At 58.0% G+C, this 20,176-nt stretch carries 18 protein-coding genes and 1 tRNA gene; 7 read left to right on the top strand and 12 right to left on the bottom strand.

All coding sequences use genetic code 11. From position 1 onward, the window contains the following. Window positions 1-148 precede the first annotated feature (148 nt). The 7 genes from livH to A8B84_RS15535 all read left to right on the top strand — a co-directional run bounded on the left by livH (window position 149) and on the right by A8B84_RS15535 (window position 7,319). Window positions 149-1,072, top strand: coding sequence for a high-affinity branched-chain amino acid ABC transporter permease LivH (gene livH / locus A8B84_RS15565; RefSeq protein ID WP_014578284.1), 924 nt, complete (start codon window positions 149-151; stop codon window positions 1,070-1,072). Then, window positions 1,072-2,343: a high-affinity branched-chain amino acid ABC transporter permease LivM gene (locus tag A8B84_RS15560; protein ID WP_064230015.1), complete on the top strand. Its 1,272-nt coding sequence runs from the start codon at window positions 1,072-1,074 to the stop codon at window positions 2,341-2,343. The genes livH and A8B84_RS15560 overlap by 1 nt, the downstream gene beginning before the upstream one ends. 6 nt (window positions 2,344-2,349) lie before the next feature. Next, window positions 2,350-3,105, top strand: coding sequence for a high-affinity branched-chain amino acid ABC transporter ATP-binding protein LivG (livG, locus tag A8B84_RS15555; RefSeq protein WP_064230014.1), 756 nt, complete (start codon window positions 2,350-2,352; stop codon window positions 3,103-3,105). Between the two features lie 9 nt (window positions 3,106-3,114). After that, on the top strand, window positions 3,115-3,816 hold the full coding sequence (locus A8B84_RS15550; protein ID WP_064230013.1) for an ABC transporter ATP-binding protein: 702 nt from the start codon (window positions 3,115-3,117) through the stop codon (window positions 3,814-3,816). Window positions 3,817-4,057: 241 nt separating this feature from the next. Then, window positions 4,058-4,522, top strand: a complete 465-nt coding sequence (locus tag A8B84_RS15545; RefSeq protein WP_064230012.1) for a DUF3015 domain-containing protein — start codon at window positions 4,058-4,060, stop codon at window positions 4,520-4,522. 89 nt (window positions 4,523-4,611) lie between these two features. Next, complete coding sequence (locus A8B84_RS15540; protein WP_064230011.1) at window positions 4,612-6,477, top strand: DUF4105 domain-containing protein; 1,866 nt, start codon at window positions 4,612-4,614, stop codon at window positions 6,475-6,477. Further along, window positions 6,447-7,319 carry an alpha/beta hydrolase gene (locus A8B84_RS15535; protein WP_064230010.1) on the top strand — a complete coding sequence of 291 codons (873 nt, stop codon included), beginning with the start codon at window positions 6,447-6,449 and terminating at the stop codon, window positions 7,317-7,319. Before A8B84_RS15540 ends, A8B84_RS15535 begins: the two co-directional genes overlap by 31 nt. 276 nt (window positions 7,320-7,595) lie before the next feature. Here A8B84_RS15535 and pnp read toward each other — a convergent pair whose 3' ends face one another. From pnp to folP, 12 genes are all read right to left on the bottom strand, one after another. Further along, complete coding sequence (gene pnp / locus A8B84_RS15530) at window positions 7,596-9,710, bottom strand: polyribonucleotide nucleotidyltransferase (RefSeq protein WP_227512867.1); 2,115 nt, start codon at window positions 9,708-9,710, stop codon at window positions 7,596-7,598. Window positions 9,711-10,067: 357 nt separating this feature from the next. Next, entirely contained in the window at window positions 10,068-10,337 is a 270-nt protein-coding gene (gene rpsO / locus A8B84_RS15525; RefSeq protein ID WP_064230008.1) for a 30S ribosomal protein S15, read from the bottom strand. 78 nt (window positions 10,338-10,415) lie between these two features. Then, entirely contained in the window at window positions 10,416-11,357 is a 942-nt protein-coding gene (gene truB / locus A8B84_RS15520) for a tRNA pseudouridine(55) synthase TruB (RefSeq protein WP_064230007.1), read from the bottom strand. Beyond that, complete coding sequence (gene rbfA, locus A8B84_RS15515) at window positions 11,354-11,779, bottom strand: 30S ribosome-binding factor RbfA (protein WP_064230006.1); 426 nt, start codon at window positions 11,777-11,779, stop codon at window positions 11,354-11,356. The genes truB and rbfA overlap by 4 nt, the downstream gene beginning before the upstream one ends. Beyond that, entirely contained in the window at window positions 11,779-14,322 is a 2,544-nt protein-coding gene (gene infB, locus A8B84_RS15510) for a translation initiation factor IF-2 (protein ID WP_064230005.1), read from the bottom strand. Before infB ends, rbfA begins: the two co-directional genes overlap by 1 nt. 18 nt (window positions 14,323-14,340) lie before the next feature. Then, entirely contained in the window at window positions 14,341-15,834 is a 1,494-nt protein-coding gene (nusA, locus tag A8B84_RS15505) for a transcription termination factor NusA (RefSeq protein WP_064230004.1), read from the bottom strand. A 55-nt stretch (window positions 15,835-15,889) separates the two neighbouring features. After that, window positions 15,890-16,351, bottom strand: coding sequence for a ribosome maturation factor RimP (rimP, locus tag A8B84_RS15500; RefSeq protein ID WP_064230003.1), 462 nt, complete (start codon window positions 16,349-16,351; stop codon window positions 15,890-15,892). A 320-nt stretch (window positions 16,352-16,671) separates the two neighbouring features. Then, window positions 16,672-16,756, bottom strand: a tRNA-Leu gene (locus A8B84_RS15495). 7 nt (window positions 16,757-16,763) lie between these two features. Continuing rightward, a complete protein-coding gene (gene secG / locus A8B84_RS15490; RefSeq protein ID WP_064230002.1) occupies window positions 16,764-17,144 on the bottom strand; it encodes a preprotein translocase subunit SecG in 381 nt (126 codons plus the stop codon). A 24-nt stretch (window positions 17,145-17,168) separates the two neighbouring features. Beyond that, window positions 17,169-17,927, bottom strand: a complete 759-nt coding sequence (gene tpiA / locus A8B84_RS15485) for a triose-phosphate isomerase (RefSeq protein ID WP_082905173.1) — start codon at window positions 17,925-17,927, stop codon at window positions 17,169-17,171. Window positions 17,928-18,002: 75 nt separating this feature from the next. Then, window positions 18,003-19,346: a phosphoglucosamine mutase gene (gene glmM / locus A8B84_RS15480; RefSeq protein ID WP_064230000.1), complete on the bottom strand. Its 1,344-nt coding sequence runs from the start codon at window positions 19,344-19,346 to the stop codon at window positions 18,003-18,005. Then, complete coding sequence (gene folP / locus A8B84_RS15475; RefSeq protein ID WP_064229999.1) at window positions 19,346-20,176, bottom strand: dihydropteroate synthase; 831 nt, start codon at window positions 20,174-20,176, stop codon at window positions 19,346-19,348. Before folP ends, glmM begins: the two co-directional genes overlap by 1 nt.

Raw genomic sequence — 20,176 nt, 5'->3', positions numbered from 1 at the left:
CAAACGGTAATCATGAGAGCACCTTCTCACCGCGATCCGGGAGAAGGTGTTTTTCTAGGCTCCTGTTGATCCTCCCCCACTTCCTGCCCGGATATCCCGGGCATGGGGTGTGGTAGCGGAGGGAGCAGGCTTTCGGAGTCCCATAACAATGCAAGACCTCCTTTATTTCTCTCAGCAGCTCATCAACGGGCTGACGATCGGGAGCACCTACGCCCTGATCGCCATCGGCTACACGATGGTTTACGGCATCATCGGCATGATCAACTTTGCCCATGGTGAAATCTATATGATCGGTGCCTACACGGCGCTGATTGCCATTACCGGCCTCGCCGCTCTTGGTATTGCCTGGCTACCTCTGATACTGATCGTCGCGCTGCTCTGCGCCATGATCGTCTCCAGCTCCATGGGCTGGGCAGTGGAACGGGTGGCCTACAGGCCTGTGCGGGGGCGTCATCGCCTGATCCCGCTGATCTCCGCCATCGGCATGTCCATCTTCCTCCAGAACTACGTTCATCTGGCACAGGGCTCCCGGAACATCGGTTTTCCGGCGCTGATCGACGGCGGTTTCAACTTCGGTTCCGGTGACGGCTTCCAGATGTCCCTGTCCTATATGCAGATAACCATCTTCATCACCACGTTGATCTGTATGACAGCCCTGTCCCTGTTCATATCCCGCTCACGGACTGGCCGTGCCTGCCGTGCGGTGTCACAGGACCTGGGCATGGCCAACCTGTTGGGCATCGACACCAACCGCATCATTTCCGCAACCTTTGTAATCGGTGCGGCACTTGCGGCGGTTGCCGGCCTGCTCCTGGGCATGTACTACGGTTCGGTCGATCCTCTGTTCGGCTTCATTGCCGGGCTGAAAGCCTTTACCGCAGCGGTACTTGGCGGCATTGGCAGCATCCCTGGTGCGATGCTGGGCGGATTGATACTGGGCGTGGCAGAGAGCATGACCTCCGGCTACCTCAGCGGTGAATACAAGGATGTGATCTCGTTCAGCCTGCTGATCCTGATTCTGCTGTTCAAACCCACCGGCCTGCTTGGCAAACCGGAGGTTGAGAAGATCTGATGGCTGCTAATAATTTCAGACACGCGCTCTTCTGCTCGATCATTACACTGATCATTTCCTACCCGATCATCGGCTTCAATCTTGAGGCACAGGGCATCAACGTGACCCTGACCGGGGCCGATGCCAGTACCGTTGTCATGGTGTTGCTCGCTGCGGTGATCGTATTCCTGTTCCAGCTATTCCGGGACCAGATCATGGGGACCCTCAGGAGTCTCCCGCATCCCCTGCCCCAATCCAGCAAGGAGCCCATGGCGGAAAACCGCCGGGCCAAGATTGAGTCCTGGGTGCTGACCGGCATTGTGGTTCTTGCCCTGTTCTGGCCTTTCTTCGTATCCCGTGGTGCAGTGGATCTGGCCACGCTGGTGCTGATCTACATCATGCTGGCCCTCGGCTTGAACGTGGTGGTTGGTTTGGCCGGCTTGCTGGATCTTGGCTATGTGGCCTTCTATGCCGTAGGTGCGTATACCTTTGCACTACTGTCACAGTACCTGGGCATCTCGTTCTGGCTGGCACTGCCCATCGGCGCACTGCTCGCCGCCCTGTTTGGCCTTGTGCTCGGCTTTCCGGTGCTCAGGCTACGAGGGGATTATCTGGCCATCGTCACCCTGGGTTTCGGCGAGATCATCCGGATATTGCTGAATAACTGGACAACCCTGACTGGCGGCCCCAACGGCATTGGTGGCATCCCGGATCCGACCCTGTTCGGCATGGAATTCGGGCGCCGGGTGAAGGAAGAAGGCAACACCTCGTTCCACGAAACCTTCGGCATCGCCTACAGCGGTGAGCACAAGGTTATCTTCCTGTACCTGATTGCCCTGGTTCTGGCGGTATTCACCGCGCTCGTTATCCGTCGATTCATGCGGATGCCCGTGGGTCGGGCCTGGGAAGCACTGCGGGAAGATGAAATCGCTGCCCGCTCCCTGGGCCTGAGCCGCACCGCGGTGAAGCTGTCCGCCTTTACCATTGGTGCCTTCTTTGCCGGTTTTGCCGGCACCGTGTTCGCCTCCAAGCAGGGCTTTATCAGCCCGGAATCGTTTGTCTTCCTCGAATCCGCCATCATCCTGGCCATCGTGGTACTCGGCGGCATGGGCTCACAGATCGGTGTGGTACTGGCGGCGATCGCCGTCACCATCCTGCCCGAACTGGCCCGTGAATTCTCCGAGTACCGCATGCTGATCTTCGGCGCCGCCATGGTGCTGATGATGGTCTGGCGTCCGCAGGGCCTGATGCCCATGCGCCGCATTCACATTGAACTGAAAAGGCAGGAGTGACAGACGATGCTTGAAGTACAGAATCTGTCCATGCGCTTTGGCGGCCTGCTGGCGGTAGACGAAGTGTCTCTGGACGTTCAGGAACACGAAATCGTGTCCATCATCGGTCCCAACGGGGCCGGCAAAACCACCGTATTCAACTGCATGAGCGGTTTTTACAAACCGACCGGCGGCAAGATCCTGTTCGAGGGGAGAGAAGTACAGGGTAAACCCGACTACAAGATCTCCCGACTGGGGATGGTGCGCACTTTCCAGCATGTGCGGCTGTTCAGCCAGATGACGGTGGTGGAAAACCTGCTGGTGGCTCAACACCGCCACCTGAACACCAACCTGATTTCTGGCCTGATCAAAACCCCCAGTTACCGGACCAAAGAGCAGAAATCCCTGGATCGGGCCGCCTACTGGCTGGATCGGGTTGGCCTGCTGGACCTGGCTAACCGGGAAGCCGGCAACCTCGCCTATGGCCAACAACGGCGTCTGGAGATTGCCCGCTGCATGGTGACCGAGCCCAAGCTGTTAATGCTCGACGAGCCGGCAGCCGGCCTCAACCCGGCGGAAACCAAGGAACTCAATCAGCTGATTATCAGCCTGAAAGAGGACTACAACGTTTCCGTGGTGCTGATTGAGCACGACATGAGCCTGGTAATGGATATTTCCGACCGCATCAACGTGATCAACCAGGGACGCCCCCTGGCCAGTGGCACGCCGGAAGAAATCCGCCAGAACGACGACGTGATCAAAGCCTATCTGGGCGAGGCCTGAGGTAACCACATGCTAGTACTAGAAGATGTCCATACCCATTACGGCAAGATCGAGGCCTTGCACGGGGTGTCTGTAGAGGTCAAAAAGGGTGAGATCGTCTCACTGATCGGCGCCAACGGTGCTGGCAAGACCACCCTGCTGATGACTGTTTGCGGCAACCCCCGGGCCAGTGCCGGACGCATTTTTCTGGAAGGCAAGGAAATCACCAATGAATCCACAGCCCAGATCATGCGCTCCGGCATCTCGATTGTTCCGGAGGGCCGCCGCGTGTTCTCTGGCCTGACGGTCGAGGAAAACCTCCACATGGGTGGTTTTTTCAACACCAAGGCAGAAATCCGCAAGAGCCAGCAGCACGTCTATGAGCTCTTTCCGCGCCTGAAGGAACGCGAGCATCAGCGCGCCGGAACCATGTCCGGCGGCGAGCAGCAAATGCTGGCCATCGGGCGAGCACTGATGAGCAGACCCAACATGATCATCCTCGATGAACCATCGCTGGGCCTGGCACCGCTGATCATCAAGCAGATCTTTGAGATCATCGGCCAGCTTCGCGAGGAAGGAATCACCGTCTTTCTGGTGGAGCAGAACGCTCATCAGGCGCTGAACCTGGCCGACCGGGGCTACGTGCTGGAAACCGGCAAGATTCGCCTGCACGACACCGGCAAGAATCTGCTGGAAAACCCGGATGTCCAGAACGCCTACCTGGGCGGCTGATCAAAACCTCCTGAAAGCAAGGTCAAAACCGGTGTGTGGCAACATGCACCGGTTTTTTTGTGGGCCGAATCAATTACTCACCAATCTTTAAACTTGCGTTGGCTGGAGATCAACTATACTCAAATCAACGGTCAACCTGTCTCCACAAGACCAGTCAGGGCCGTTTTCGCAATGCTGCTCCACGTCAGGGGCAGCATTGTGTATTGCGACGAGAGCTTTAAACCACAGAAAGGAGTGGATAATGAAAAAACTGATCGCAGGTGCAATTCTTCTGGGTGCCTCCTCCATGGCCTTTGCCCAACCGGGCTGTGGTGTCGGCGCCATGATCTGGAAAGGACAATCCGGCATTGCCCCCCATGTACTGGCCGCTACCACCAACGGGACCTTTGGTAACCAGACCTTTGGCATGACTTCAGGCACCCTTGGCTGCCAAACCAACCAGTCCGTTCAGTCCATGGCCATGTACATGGACAGCAACATCGACAAGGTCGCCCGTGACATGTCCCGCGGTTCCGGCGAGAACCTGGACACTCTGGCAGTACTTCTGGGGGTTGACGAAGCGGATCGCGATGCCTTCCGGAAAGTCCTGCAGGATAACTTTGCCACCATTTTCCCGAGCTCTGACACCACCTCCGGCGAAGCGGTCGATGCCATCGTCGCGCTGCTGGAGAAAAACGAGTCACTCAGCAAGTACGTAGCAGCCTGATACTGACTCATTGAATGGACTCTCATGCGCCAGGGACGGCGCATTGTTCCATCCTCCATACCGTTCAACCCCGGATGCAGTAAACACCCATGGGCAACATGCTTCGCATTGGGCCAGCGCTGATCTGGCTTGCAGTCAGCCTGCCAACCCAGGCTAATACGCCTGAAAACACATCCGAACTCCATCTCGATCCTGCCTGGCTCACACTTATCCACTATCAGCCCGACACCTTTGGCGAGGGATATACCAGCCAGGCCGACGATCCGGCCTTTTTTCTGAGCGAAGACGGCAAGCACTCACCAAGGGCAGAGCTGGAGGCAACCCTTGAAGCCATCCAGAAGCCCGGCGAAGGCGATGGCCATGCCCGCTGCCGTTTCCCGGCCCGGGAAGCCTGGCTCAGCCAGCAACTCGATCTGTCGCTCCCGGAAATCGAGTGCCCCGGTTACCGGGAATGGTCGGAAACATTGAACACTGAGACGGTGACCCTGGTGTTTGCCGCCTCTTACCTGAACAGCCCCTCTTCCATGTTCGGCCATACGTTTTTGCGCCTTGACCCACCTCAGGATGATGAAGAGACCAACCTGCTGCTGGCCAACACAATTTCCTATGCCGCCGATGCCGCGGCCCACGACAGTGAGTTCCTGTTCGCCTACAAGGGCATTTTCGGTGGCTATCCCGGTATCACAACTGTCCAGCCCTACTATGAAAAAATACGGCTGTATTCGGACATCGAGCATCGCGACCTGTGGGAGTACAAACTGAACCTCACACAGGACGAAGTCGACCTGATGATCGCCCACGCCTGGGAGATCAGAGATCGCAATTTCGACTACTACTTCTTCGATGAAAACTGTGCCTACCGCCTGCTGGCCCTGATAGACATCGCGCGCCCGGGCACGGACCTGCTGGGAGAAGTAAGCACTCACGCCATCCCGTCGGACACGGTACGTTGGGTAGTGGACAAGGACCTGGTCAGCGAAGTCTATTACCGGCCTTCCGCTGCCACCTCCGTGGCCTACAGTCTCTCTACCCTGCCCGACGATCACCAGACCCTCGCGGCGGCGATCGCCAACGGTTATGTAGCCGCCGCTGCCAATGAGGTGAGTTCACTGCCAGCCGAGCAGCAGGCCCATGTTCTGGATGCCACCTACGACTACGTTCGCTACAAAAGCGAGGCCGACGGCTGGCCCCGGGAAATCGCTGCACCACTTTCCCATGACCTGTTGAGAGAGCGCAGCCGGATCAACAACGTCGCCCCGCCAGAGGAACCACCCGAGCCTGTTGTCAGAGACGACCAGGGCCACGACACCTTTAGACTGACTCTCGGGGCTGGCCAGCAGGCACACCGGGAATTCACCCAGGTGACCCTGCGCCCGGCCTACCACGACGTCCTGGACCCGCCGGCCGGCTACCGCACCGGCGCCCAGCTTCAATTCCTCAGGCTCGACGCGCGCCTTTATACCGACAACAACGAGCTTCAACTTGAACAGCTCACCGGTGTGGAAATTCGCTCGTTAAGCCCGCGGAACGCCTTTTTCTCGCCACTGTCCTGGCAGGTTGGGTTTGGTGGCCGCCGAACCGACACCGGCACCGACCGGGTCCTAGCGCCCTATCTTGAGGGCGGAGCCGGCGGCAGCTGGCGCCTTGGCAACCAGACCCAGGCCTTTGCCATCGCCACCGCCGACCTGGAAATCGACGACGACTTGCGTCGAGGCTATGATGCTGCGCCGGGCGCGGATATCGGCCTGCTCCATCAGAACAACCAGTTCAGCCTGCTTGCCGGTGCCAAAACCAAGGCCTGGATTGTCAGCAGCCAGCACCGCCAGGACCAGCTCTACGCCAAAGCCAACTGGCACATCGGCCGCGAATTCAGCCTGTTTGCTGAATTCATCCGGGAAAATCATTACGACAGGTACCAGAGCACATGGCACGCCGGACTTCACGCCTACTTCTGACCGCCACCAAGGCCCGGTTAAGCGGGCTTTTGGTTGCCCTTCTGCTGCTCTCCGGTTGCAGCAGCGTATTCTTCTACCCCGATCGGGTCACCTACATCACCCCGGACCGGCTAAACCTGGAATACGAGGACGTCTACCTTGATACCGAGGACGGCGAGACCCTGCATGGCTGGTGGCTGCCCGCACAAGCGCCTGAGAGCAACGCCAGGGGCACTGTCTACTTCCTGCACGGTAACGCCCAGAACATCAGCAGCCACATCCTCAACGTTGCGTGGCTGCCCGAGAGAGGCTACAACGTCTTTACCATCGACTACCGGGGCTACGGCAAATCCACCGGTGACCCGGACATCGAAGGCGCCCTGCACGACGTCGAAACCGGCCTGCGTTGGCTGATTGAGAAGCCAGAAGTGAGTGAACGGCCTCTATACATACTGGGCCAGAGCCTCGGCGGCGGACTGGGAATCGCTCTGGCCAGTGAATGGACTCAGCGGGAAGAACAGCCCCGCCTGGATGGTGTCATTCTGGACGGCACATTCTCAGGCTTCCGTAGAATCGCCCGGGAGAAACTGGGCGAGTTCTGGCTTACCTGGCCGTTGCAGATTCCGCTCAGCTGGACCATTCCTGAGGATTACGAGGGGGTGGATCATATTCCCAGAATCAGCCCGGTGCCTGTGATGGTGATCCATAGTGTGCGCGATGGGATTATTCCCTTTCATCATGGGGAGGACTTGTACGAAGCTGCGGAGGAGCCCAAGGAGTTTTTGCAGACAGATACGCCCCATGGGGCGACGTTTGTTATTCCCGGGTATCGGAAGGAAATGATTCGGTTTATGGGGCAATAAAAAACCCGCCAATCCAGAGGAGCGGCGGGTTTTCTTTGTCGGATTACGCCTTTGGCTAATCCGACCTACCGCGTTTACCTGTGATCCACGGGCGGGTGTTGGGTTTCCCTTTTCAAAAGTGTTGAGGGCCAGGGACGGCCCGAAACAAGCGCACATGGATGTGCTCGTAGCGTCTTTTGAAAAGGGAAACCCAACAGCCGCTTGCACCCAAGCCAAGCAGATAAAAAAACCCGCCAATCCAGAGGAGAGGCGGGTTTTAATTAAGCCCGAAAGCTATCAGGCAGAGAAATCGGTCGGCTGATCGCCTTCCTTGATTTCCTTCATGGACAGCTTCACGCGACCACGGTTGTCCACATCCAGGACCTTCACCAGAACTTCCTGACCTTCGCTCAGCTCGTCAGTCACGTTCTCGATGCGGCGATCAGAGATCTGGGAAATGTGCACCAGACCATCCTTGCCGGGCAGGATGTTAACGAAGGCACCGAAGTCCACAATGCGCTCAACGCGGCCTTTGTAGATAGCACCTACTTCGATCTCAGCCGTGATTTCCTTGACCCGGTTCACCGCCGCCTGGGCAGCTTCCTGGTTGTCAGCGTAGATCTTCACGTTGCCGTCATCATCCAGATCGATGGAAGCACCGGTTTCGTCACAGATCGCGCGGATAACAGAACCGCCCTTACCGATAACGTCACGGATCTTCTCCGGGTTGATCTTGATGGTGGTGATGCTCGGAGCACGGGCAGACAGTTCGGCACGTGGGGTAGAGATAACCTTGTTCATCTCGCCCAGGATGTGCAGACGCGCTGCGTGTGCCTGCTCGAGCGCAAGCTCCATGATCTCATCGGTGATGCCATTGATCTTGATATCCATCTGCAGGGCAGTTACGCCCTCCTGGGTACCGGCAACCTTGAAGTCCATGTCGCCCAGGTGATCTTCGTCACCCAGGATGTCAGTCAGTACCGCGAACTTGTCGCCTTCCTTGACCAGACCCATGGCGATACCGGCAACCGGCGCCTTGATGGGCACACCTGCGTCCATCAGCGCCAGGCTGGAACCACAGACAGAGGCCATGGAGCTGGAACCGTTGGATTCGGTGATCTCGGAAACCGCACGGATTGCGTACGGGAATTCTTCCAGGGTCGGCATAACCGCCAGAACACCACGCTTGGCCAGACGACCGTGACCAACTTCGCGGCGGCCCGGAGTGCCCACACGACCAGCTTCACCTACAGAGTACGGAGGGAAGTTGTAGTGGAACAGGAACGGATCCTTGCGCTCACCTTCCAGGGCATCAATGATCTGCACATCGCGGGAGGTACCCAGCGTGGTGGTCACGATGGCCTGGGTCTCGCCACGGGTAAACAGGGCGGAACCGTGAACGCTGGGCAGAACGCCAACTTCAATTTCAATCGGACGGACAGTCTTGTTGTCACGACCGTCGATCCGGGGCTTGCCATCGATAACCTGCTGGCGAACCACACTCTTCTCGATCTTGCCGAAGTACTTTTTAACTTCGTCTTCGGAAGGCTGGCCTTCCTCTTCACCGGCCAGTTTTTCAACGGCAGCGGCTTTCACCTCACCCAGGCGCTCGTAACGGGCCATCTTGTCGCGGATGCCGTAGGCTTCCTCGATAGCACCGGCAAAGTCGGCCTTGATGGCGTTCAGCAGCTCTGTATTCTCGGTCGCCGGCTGCCAATCCCAACGGGGCTTGCCGATTTCTGCGGCAAATTCCTTGATGGCGGCAACCGCTGTCTGCATTTCCTGGTGGCCGTAAAGAACACCGCCCAGCATCTGGTCTTCGGTCAGGCCCTTGGCTTCGGATTCCACCATCAGAACCGCGTCTTCGGTGCCGGCAACAACCATGTCCAGCAGGGAGGTTTCCAGCTCTTCGAAAGTCGGGTTCAGGAAGTAACCGCGCTCGTTGGTGTAACCCACACGAGACGCACCGATAGGGCCGTCAAACGGGATACCGGAGATGGACAGCGCAGCAGAAGCCGCCAGCATTGCAGCAATATCCGGATCCTGGTTCTTGCTGGAGGACATAACCGTGGTGATGACCTGAACTTCGTTCATGAAGCCGTTCGGGAACAGCGGACGAATCGGACGGTCGATCAGGCGGGAAGTAAGTGTTTCCTTCTCGGAAGGACGACCTTCACGCTTGAAGAAGCCACCGGGGATTTTGCCCACAGCGTAGGTCTTCTCGAAGTAGTTCACGGTCAGCGGGAAGAACGGCTGGCCGGGCTTGGCTTCTTTGGCGCCAACAACGGTACCAAGAACGGAGATATCATCTACGGTTACCAGTACGGAACCGGTTGCCTGACGGGCAATACGGCCGGTTTCCAGAGTGACGGTCTTGCCGCCAAGCTCGAATGATTTCTTGAAAGGTTTCAGATCCACAAAAAACTCCTGGTCTATCTGTTCCAGATTGATTCGTTTCGGGCGCCCCTGCGCTCGAAACCATAGTTCTGCAGATGATTTGCTGTGGTCTGAAGAGCAACCCGTCTGAAAGCTAACAGGCTGTTGCAAAACCCCGGTCTGAAGGGCGGCATTCCAGAGGCCGCCGGGCCCGGGCTTTTCAACAACCTGCTATCAATTTCGGCTTTCCATTACGACAGGGAATCCTTCGATAACACAGACAATCCAACTGCAGTGAGAGACAAGCACAACCGGCAGGCCCTTTACAGAGCCTGCCGGTTGACGGCTGCCACCAAAAATAACGGCGCAGCCCTCAGGTCGTAAAGACCCGGATCAGCGACGCAGACCCAGACGCTGGATGAGCTCCAGGTAACGGTCGGCGTTCTTGCGCTTGAGGTAGTCCAGCAGCTTACGACGCTGGTTTACCATCCGGATCAGGCCGCGGCGGGAATGGTGATCCTGCTTGTTGGCCTTGAAGTGATCCTGCAGCTTGTTGATGTTGGCGCTCAGCAGTGCCACCTGAACTTCAGGGGAACCGGTATCGCCATCACCTTGCTGAAAATCCTGAACGATCTGTGCTTTCTCGTTGGCAGAAAGTGCCATAACTCACCTCATTGTTTGCGATGCTTTCGAATACGGCCGAACCGCGCATCTCTACAGCCCGGCTAGACAGCGGCGCGCCTAACGCTTTCCGCTGCTCTTCACCAGTCGGCGTGGGACCAGATTGGTCTGCTCGCCTTCCGGGAATGCTTCTGCCAGCCCCACAAAGCTTTCGTTCGCGCTCTCATTTGCATAGAGACGTACGAAGCCTTCATAGGCCCGACCCGGTATTCTAACCGGTTGTCCGTTCAAGATCGATACCAGCGCCGGCCCCGCCAGACGGTGCTCGGGGAACATGGACAGCGCGGCATCCGGCGCCACGAGCAGGCCATCGAGGCTTTCACCCCGTTCGCGCATCGCCTCGAGATCGCTCACCGCATGGGCGTTGGCCAGGGTAAACCCGGATGCCATGGTGCGGCGCAATGCCGTTACATGGGCACCGCAACCCAGGGCTTCGCCAATATCCTCAACGAGTGAGCGAATGTACGTACCCTTGGTGCAGCTGACCGCGATATCCAGCTCATTCTCACGAACGTCCAGGAGGGTCAACTCATAGATGGTGACCGGCCTTGCCGGACGTTCCACCTCGATCCCTTCCCGGGCATATTCGTAAAGTGGACGCCCCTTGTGCTTGAGCGCCGAGTACATGGAGGGAACCTGCTGGATATCGCCCCGGAAACGGTCCAGAACCGGCTCCAGCACATCAGAGGTCAGACCTGTGGGTACCGGTTTCTCACCAACAACGGCGCCTTCACTGTCACCGGTCTCGGTCTTAATTCCGAGCCGAGCGGTGGCAATGTAGGCCTTGTCGCTGTCGAGCATCATCTGGGAGAACTTGGTGGCCTCACCGAAGCACAGAGGCAACACCCCTGTAGCCAGGGGATCGAGGGCGCCGGTGTGGCCAGCCTTGGCGGCTCCGAACAGGCGCTTGACCTGCTGCAGAATGCCGTTGGAGGTGACTCCGGCCGGCTTGTCGATAACCAGAATGCCGTTAACGTCACGGCCTTTACGTCTACGGCTCAAGCGTTACGCTCCGGATCATCCTGGTCTTCGTCACCATTGCGGTCCACAGCCGGCTTGTCGCCAACCGCTTCGCGAATGAGGCTATCCATCTTGCGACTGTAGCCCTGCAAAGTATCAAAGTGAAACCGCAACTGGGGCACAACCCTCAGCTTCATTGCGCGCCCAACCTGACCGCGCAGAAAGCCTGAGGCCTTGTTGAGCACCGAAATCGATTCCTTGACCTCCGGAGACTCCTCCGTCAGTTCCTCGGTGGAAAGCAGGGACACATAGATATCAGCGTAGCCAAGGTCACGACTGACCTTGACCGCGTTTACCGTGACCATGCCCACCCGCGGGTCTTTCACTTCCCGCTGGATGAGCTGGGCCAGTTCCCGTTGCATCTGATCGCCGATGCGATCAATACGGCTGAACTCTCTCGGCATCAGGCCCCCGTGGACTCAAGCTTGCGCTCGACCCGGACGCGATCGAAGACCTCGATCTGGTCACCGACTTTCACGTCGTAACCCTTAACGCCAATACCGCACTCCATGCCGTTACGGACTTCAGGTACGTCATCCTTGAAGCGACGCAGGGATTCCAGCTCGCCTTCAAAGATAACCACGTTATCCCGCAGAACCCGGATCGGCTTGTTACGGTACACAGTACCTTCAGTAACCATACAACCGGCCACCTGACCAAACTTCGGCGAACGGAACACATCGCGAACATCGGCGATACCAACGATGTCTTCGCGGAATTCCGGAGCCAGCATGCCGGTCAAGGCCGCTTTCACATCATCAATCAGGTTATAGATGATGCTGTAGTAGCGAAGATCCAGGCCTTCCTGCTCAACCAGGCGCTTGGAGGCACTGTCGGCACGCACGTTAAAGCCGAAGATAACCGCACTGGTGGCCATGGCCAGGCTGACGTCGGTCTCAGCAATACCACCGACACCGGACGATACGATCTTGACCTGGACTTCCTCATTACCGAGGTCCTGCAGGGCCTTGGTGATGGCTTCCAGAGAACCACGAACGTCGGTTTTGAGCACGACATTGAGGGTTTTGACCTCGTCTTTGCCCATGTTCTCGAACAGGTTCTCAAGCTTGGCCGCCTGCTGGCGCTGGAGACGCTGCTCCCGCTCCCGGCTCTGACGGAATTCGGCCAGCTCTTTGGCCTTCTTCTCGTCGGCAACTGCAAAGAATTCGTCACCGGCGTCTGGTGTACCGTTCAGACCGAGAATCTCGACCGGAATCGACGGGCCAGCTTCTTTGGCCTGCTTGCCAGCTTCGTCAGTCATCGCCCGGACCTTACCAAAATAGGCACCGGCAACAACCATATCACCCTGGCGCAGGGTACCGTTCTGAACCAGAACGGTCGCTACAGAACCGCGTCCGCGCTCGAGGCTGGATTCCACGACCACACCCTTGGCCGGTGCATCCGTAGAGGCCTCAAGTTCGAGGATCTCGGACTGCAGCAAGACGGCCTCAAGCAGCGCGTCGATGCCGTCACCGGTGTGAGCGGAAACGGGTACGAACTGAACGTCCCCGCCCCAGTCTTCCGGGACAACTTCCAGAGCAGCCAGCTCACTCTTGATTCGATCAGGGTCCGCCCCTTCTTTGTCCATCTTGTTGATGGCAACAACGATCGGCACACCGGCGGAACGGGCGTGCTGCACCGCTTCCTTGGTCTGCGGCATCACGCCATCATCGGCGGCGACAACCAGAATAACGATGTCAGTGCACTGGGCACCGCGGGCACGCATGGCAGTAAAGGCCGCGTGGCCCGGGGTATCCAGGAAGGACACCATGCCGTGATCCGTTTCTACATGGTAAGCACCAATGTGCTGGGTAATGCCACCAGACTCACCCGAGGCCACCTTGGTACGACGGATGTAGTCGAGAAGGGAGGTCTTACCATGGTCAACGTGACCCATCACGCTCACAACCGGAGCACGCTTGGTTTTCTCGCCACCTTCGAAGGAGAATTCGCTCAGAACCTCTTCCTCGAATGCATCTTCGCTTACAGTCTTGGCTTTATGACCCAGCTCCTCGGTCACCAGAACCGCTGTTTCCTGGTCCAGTGCCTGGTTGATGGTGGCCATAACGCCCATGCCCATCAGGGTCTTGATGACATCAGCCGACTTGACCGCCATACGCTGGGCTAGGTCGCCGACAGAAATCGTTTCCGGAATCTCTACTTCTCTGACCATTGGTTTGGTCGGCCTCTCGAAAGCATGACGCTTCTCTTTGGGTTTCTTTTTCGCACGCAGCGGCTTGCGCAGCGTGGTCTCTTCCTCATCCTCGGAGATAACCAGCGGCTCTTCCACCGGACGACTGCGAGGACCACGATGGCCAGCCTGCTTCTTCTTTGGCTTGCCTTCTTCGATCTCATCGCCGCGTTCGCGAACTTTTTCTTTCTTTTTCTTCGGCTTCCGATCCTTGCCTTCACCCTCGGGCGGCGGCATCGGCATGTCTTCCGGAGCGGGAACCGGCTCGGGCTCAGGCTCTTTCTTCGGCTCGGCCTTCTCTGCCTGCTCCGACTGCTCTGATGTCGCTGCCTCGGCGGGCTTCTCTGCCTCCGGCTGCGCTGCCTGCTCGGCGGCTACCTTTGGCGCCTCTTCCACCGGTGCTTGCTCCAGCTGCTGCTCCGCTACCGGCTCTTCCGGTTTTGGCGCTTCAGCCTCGGGCTGCAATTCAGCCCGCTTGATATAGGTACGGCGCTTGCGAACCTCAACATTGACGGTCTTTGCCTTACCGGCCTTGAGCGTGGTGGTGGTCTTACGCTTCAGGGTAATCTTGCGCGGTTCGGCGTCGGCCTCACCGTGGGTCTTTCTCAAATAGGCCAGCAACTGCTGCTTCTCATCGCTGGAGACAGAGTCATTCTCGGAGCGGGCTTTCAGGCCAGCCTCCACAATCTGCTTCAGCAAACGATCCACGGGAGCGCCTACATCTTCGGCCAGTTGTTTTACCGTTACTTCAGCCATACTGGTCCTCCTCCCGAATTAAGCCTGGTCTTCAAACCAGGGGGCACGTGCAGTCATGATAAGCTGACCAGCACGCTCTTCATCCATACCTTCAATCTCGAGCAGGTCGCCAACCGACTGCTCTGCCAGATCTTCCATGGTGCGCACACCCATGCCGGCCAACTTGAAGGCCAGGCTACGGTCCATGCCGTCCATGCCCAGAAGATCCTCTGCCGGCTCAGCACCCTCGAGCGCTTCCTCGCTTGCCAGGGCCTGGTTCAGCAGGACGTCCTTGGCACGACGGCGCAGCTCGGTGACAGTTTCTTCGTCAAAGCCTTCGATCGCCAGCATCTCTTCCATTGGCACATAGGCCACCTCTTCGATGGAGGTAAACCCTTCCTCAATCAGCACACCGGCAAATTCTTCATCAACGTCCAGATTGCCAGTGAAATGCTCGACAAGCCGGCTGTATTCCTGCTCCTGACGCTCACCGGCTTCTTCCTCGGTCATCACGTTCAGGGTCCAGCCTGTCAGATCCGTGGCCAGGCGAACGTTCTGGCCGTTGCGGCCGATTGCCTGTGCCAGGTTATCTTCCGCCACAGCCACTTCCATGGTGTGCCGGTCTTCATCCATAACGATGGACGCCACTTCTGCAGGCGCCATGGCATTGATCACCAGCTGGGCCGGGTTGTCGTCCCACAGCACGATATCAACACGCTCACCGCCCAGCTCATTGGACACGGCCTGAACCCGGGAGCCACGCATGCCAACACAGGCGCCAACGGGGTCAATACGGCGATCGTTGGTTTTCACCGCAATCTTGGCCCGGGAGCCGGGATCACGGGCAGCGCCACGGATCTCGATCAGATCTTCAGCAATCTCCGGCACCTCGATGCGGAACAGCTCGATCAGCATCTGCGGCGACGTACGGCTGAGGATCAACTGCGGGCCGCGGTGATCGGTACGGATCTCCAGCAACAGCGAACGCACCCGGTCACCCATGCGGAAGGTCTCGCGGGGGATCAGGAATTCACGTGGCAGCAGGGCCTCGGCATTGGCACCCAGATCAACAATGACATTGTCCCGAGTCACTTTCTTGACGGTACCGGAAACCAGCTCACCAACGCGGTCGCGGTAGCTGTCGACAATCTTCATGCGCTCGGCTTCGCGCACTTTCTGGAAGATAATCTGCTTGGCCGCCTGGGCACCAATCCGGCCAAAGGCCTCGGATTCGATTTTTTCCTCGTGGATGTCGCCAGGCTTCAGGGCCGAGTCGATTTCCTCCGCTTCCTGCAGGGTGAGCTCGGTGCCCAGCGCAGGAACGGCGTCATTATCCACCACCAACCAACGGCGGAAGGTTTCGTATTCGCCGGTTTTCCGGTCGATTGATACCCGGATATCCGCCTCTTCGTCTTCAAAGCGTTTTTTGGCAGCGGTGGCCAGTGCCAGTTCGATCGCCTCAAAAATGACATCCTTCTCGACACCTTTCTCGTTCGAGACGGATTCAACCACCAGCAAGATCTCTTTACTCATTGGATTGCCCTGCCCTTAAAATCAACTGTGCGTCCACGGACTTCATTCAAATCGTTCACTCAAATACCGGCACGATGTGGGCTTTTTCAATGCTGTCGAATGGCAGCAGATACTCGTGATCATCAACGACCACAACCACATCATCACCTTCCACGCCTTTGATCAGCCCCTGAAACTTCCGGCGACCCTCAAACGCCATCCGGAGACGAATCTGAACCTGGTGACCAACAAAGGCCTCGTATTGCTCAAGACGAAACAGCGGGCGATCCATCCCCGGGGATGAGACCTCCAGTGTGTACTCGGTCTGGATGGGATCTTCCACATCCATCACACCGCTGATCTGACGACTGACTTTTTCGCAGTCGTCGATGCCGATGCCGTTTTCAGCATCGTCAATAAACACCCGTAACAGGGAATGATGGCCCTGTGAGCGGAATTCAATGCCCCAGAACTCATACCCCAAACCTTCCACTACAGGCTGAAGAATGTCTTCCAGTTGCTTAAGCTTGGCTGACAAGTTGCGCCTTCTCCGTTATCAATTTACCGGCCCCAAAAACAAAAAAAGGGCTGTTTTATCAGCCCTTTTTATGCACCAGGGCCCGTTACGCCAGGCCCCTTAATCAAAAAGCCCCGAACAATGGGGCCTTTTGTTGCAAGAACTCGCAGGAAGCAAACCGGTGTACCGCTTCCTGCTGACAGACACCTGGCCTGCCAGAAACCCGCCAACAGCACGCGGCAGGTCCCAATATCCGCCGGAGTATAGAGACGCCAGGCAGACTGGTCAAGGACTGACCAAAAAAAACGGCCTGGGAAATCCAAGCCGTTTTTCTTCTATTATGGTGCCCGGGGCCGGACTCGAACCGGCACGGCTTTCGCCACTACCCCCTCAAGATAGCGTGTCTACCAGTTTCACCACCCGGGCAACATTCTTACTCGAGTTCAGGGAGATCAGACTCCCCACCCTCGGTTTCGCTGGCTGCGGCTTCACCATTGTCAGCAGCGGTATCAGCGGGGGCAGCACTGCTGGACTCCTGAACAACAGGAATACCCGCTTCCCCTGCCACTTCGGCACGCTGCTTGGCAAAAATCGCCAGCGAGAAACTTGTTACAAAAAATACCACTGCGAGCAGGGTCGTAAAGCGGGTGAGAAAGCTGCCGCTACCCTGACTACCAAACACAGTCTGCGATGCACCACCACCAAAGGCAGCGCCGGCATCTGCGCCTTTGCCCTGCTGGATCAGCACCAGACCCACCAGCGCCACCGCGATCACCACGTGCACAACGACTACCAGTGTCTCTACCCAATCCATAACGACTCTCGCGAACCTTTAAATTCAGGTACCCGCCGGAACACTCCGGCAAATACTTACAAAATCTTCTGCTATGAGCGACGCTCCGCCGATCAAACCGCCGTCAATATCCGGCTCGGCAAAAAGAGCGGCTGCATTATCCGCTTTTACGCTGCCCCCGTAAAGCAGGGATATCTCATTGGCCGGCGCGCCCATCTCTGAAAGCACCTGCCGGATCGACCCATGCATCGCCTGGGCATCCTGCGCCGTTGCGGTTTTACCGGTGCCGATTGCCCAGACCGGCTCGTAGGCAACAATCACACGCTGCCACTGGCCCTCTGCAATCTTCGCCAATCCTGCCCTTACCTGGGAGGCGACAACCGCTTCGGCTTTACCTGCCTCACGCTCTTCCAGAGTCTCACCGACACAAAGCACCGCGTGAAGCCCGGCTGCAATGATCCGCTCGACCTTTTTGGCAACCACATCGTCTTTTTCACCGAAGAGCTGGCGACGCTCGGAGTGCCCGGCCAGGGCAAACTGACAGCCCTGATCCAGCGCCATTTCCGCAGAAATCTCGCCAGTGTAGGCACCGGACGCCCACTGCCCTACGTTCTGAACGCCAACCGACAGGCTCTCACCTGCGTTAGCGACTACGTCTCCGACATAAATTGCGGGAGGAATAATAACAACCTCGACGCCATTATCAAGAGAGGCCGCCTGGGATCGCACATCGCTTACCAGCGCCTGTGCCAGGTCTTTCGACCCGTTCATTTTCCAGTTTCCGGCTACGATCTTTCGACGCATAACAGTTCCCGAACGTGAGGGAGGGCGAACTATACAGCACTCCCTTCCCGCAGACAACCGCCTGAAAACACAAAATTAAGCGGTGGATTTCTCCACAACTTTCGCCAGTTCCTCGACCACTCGCAAAATCTCGGTGGCGTCCTGGCCTTCCGCCATCACCCGGATCAGCGGCTCGGTTCCGGAGGCCCTGAGCAGAATTCGCCCGGAGCTGCCCAGCTCCGTTTCGGCTTTGCGAACGGCAGCAACGATATCGTCACGACTGAACGGATCAAAGCGCTGCTCTACGCGAACATTGATCATTTTCTGCGGTAGCTTGCTCATACCCCGGCGAAGGTCGGAAAGCGTTTTGCCGGATTTCCAGACAGAAAGCAGGACCTGCAGCGCCGAGACAATGCCGTCACCGGTACTGGTGCAGTCGCGAATAACCATGTGCCCTGAGCCCTCGCCACCCAGGACCCAGTTGTTGGCGAGCAGACGCTCCATGACGTAGCGGTCGCCAACTTTTGCACGCTCGAATTCGATTCCGATTTCATTCAGCGCCAGCTCAACGCCCAGATTGGTCATCAGCGTACCGACAACACCGCCCTTCAGGCGATCTTCCGCAAAGCGCTGGGAGGCGATGACGTAGAGAAGCTCGTCGCCATCCACTTCGGAGCCGTCGCGATCTACCATCAGCACCCGGTCACCATCACCGTCGAAGGCAATGCCAAGATCTGCGCCCTTCTCCTTCACCGCCGCTTTAAGAGCATCGAGGTGAGTTGAGCCAACGTTGAGGTTGATGTTCAGGCCATCGGGATCCGCGCCGATCACAGAAACCCTGGCGCCAAGCTCACGAAACACCTTGGGCGCCACGTGATAGGTCGCACCATGGGCACAATCCAGCACAATATTCATGCCGTCGAGGGCAAATTCGTTGGGAACGGTGCTTTTGCAGAATTCCACATACCGGCCGGGGGCATCGTCCACGCGGGAGGCCTTGCCCAGCTCGGTTGGTCCACAGACTTCAATGGGCTTGTCCAGCCAGCGCTCAATCTCTGCTTCCAGGGCATCGTCCAGCTTGGTGCCGGCCGCCGAGAAAAACTTGATACCGTTATCGTGATGCGGGTTGTGGGAAGCACTGATCACGATGCCCGCCGAGGCGCGAAAAGTGCGGGTCAGGTAGGCGATCGCGGGCGTCGGCATCGGGCCGAGCAGCTTTACATCAACGCCCGCCGCAGCCAGACCCGCCTCCAGGGCGGATTCGAACATGTAACCGGAAAGCCGGGTATCCTTGCCAATCAGCACGCTGTTGCGCTGGCCATCCCGCTTGAAGGCCTGACCGGCGGCCCAGCCCAGCTTGAGCATGAATTCCGGCGTTATCGGGAACTCGCCCACGCGCCCGCGAATACCGTCCGTACCAAAGTACTTTCTCTCGGACATTAACCTGCCTCCTTCACTGCCGCCACCACACGGACGGCGTCTACTGTTTCCCTGACATCGTGCACGCGAATAATGCTGACACCCTTCATGGCGGCTATTGTCGCGGCCGCAAGGCTTGCAGGCAACCTTTCATTCACGTCCCGGCCAGTGATATGGCCCAGCATGGACTTCCTGGAAACGCCAACCAGCAGGGGATGCCCCAGGATATGCATCTGCTCAAGGGAGGCCAACAACTGCAAGTTATGCTCGAGGCTTTTCCCGAACCCGAAGCCGGGATCCAGCAGAATGTTTTCAGGGCGAATACCGGCGAACTCTGCAACACGAATGCGCTCCGCCAGGAAGGCACTGACTTCCCGGCGCACATTCCGGTACTCCGGCCGATCCTGCATGGTGTCCGGCTCTCCCTGGATATGCATGATGCAAACCGGGATGCCCGCTTGTGCTGCCACTTCAGGTGCACGGTCACGCTGCAGCGCCCGAACATCATTAATGAGGCCAGCCCCAAGCTTTGCGGTCTCCGCCATAACCTCCGGCGCGCTGGTGTCTACCGAAATCACAGCATCGAGCTCGCGCGCGGCAGCCTCGACCACCGGGCAAACCCGGTCAAGCTCCTCCTGGACCGACACCGGTGTCGCACCCGGCCTCGTAGATTCACCACCGATGTCGATAAAGGTGGCACCGTCGGCAACCATCTGCCTTGCCCGGGCGAGAGCCGCATCCGGCCGGTTAAATTGGCCGCCATCGGAAAACGAATCCGGTGTTACATTCAGAACGCCCATAACGTGACAGCGGGACATATCCAGTTCCCGCCCGGCAAAATTCATTTTCAT

It is taken from the genome of Marinobacter sp. EhC06, assembly GCF_001650915.1.
In the GTDB taxonomy this organism is placed as follows: domain Bacteria; phylum Pseudomonadota; class Gammaproteobacteria; order Pseudomonadales; family Oleiphilaceae; genus Marinobacter.
The sequence above is the reverse complement of the archived record's forward strand: the minus strand, read 5'-3'. Positions and strand labels throughout refer to the sequence as shown.